Source organism: Vibrio sp. 1288, from assembly GCF_033344475.1.
Map to the genome: position 1 here is coordinate 1 of NZ_JAWPOX010000605.1, position 664 is coordinate 664.

The following is a 664-nucleotide window of genomic DNA, read 5'->3' on the forward strand; positions in this document are numbered from 1 at the left end:
CAGAAACCACAATGTCTCTCTATGCAGATCCAGACTTAGCGCCAGAACCGGAAGCTCTAAAAGAAGCGCTTAGAGATGACTTGCTAACAGATTTTAAACCTGCATTTTTGGGGCGAGTTAATGTATTACCTTACTTGCCTCTCGGAAAAGAAGTCCTAACGGAAATAACTAAGTTAAAACTCAACAAAGTATCTAACCGTATCCGAAAACATTATTCGGCAGGGTTGTATTTTGATGAACAACTAATTAATGACATTGTAGACAATAGTAATGAGTCAGGAAGTGGTGCTCGTGTAGTTCAAACCACCATTGAAAATAATTTACTTCCTAAAATTTCTCATGAAATATTGAATGCAATTCTTAATGGTAAGACGTTCGATGAAATTAATGTTAGAGGTTCAATTAAAGAACTAGAAGTCTCACTTATTTAACAAGTTTAACTCTGTAAATAATAATTGAGAGTTGCTTCATAATAACTATTATTAGTTATAAATATCGCTTAATTTAAATCTAATTTAAAGATATAAAGGAGCGTATTTAAAATGAAGTTTTTGATACATCAATCATTAATTATCATTATTCAGATAATTTAATTAATACGAAATATGTCAATTAATAATGCTATAGGAGATTAGCATGCAGTCTAATACGTATCTTAAATACG

Annotated in this window: 1 pseudogene; it reads left to right on the forward strand. The window is 30.9% G+C overall.

Features of this window, described 5'->3' with window-relative positions:
* Positions 1-431, forward strand: a pseudogene (locus tag R8O11_RS28290) (type VI secretion system ATPase TssH); the annotation flags it as partial.
* Positions 432-664: the final 233 nt, after the last annotated feature.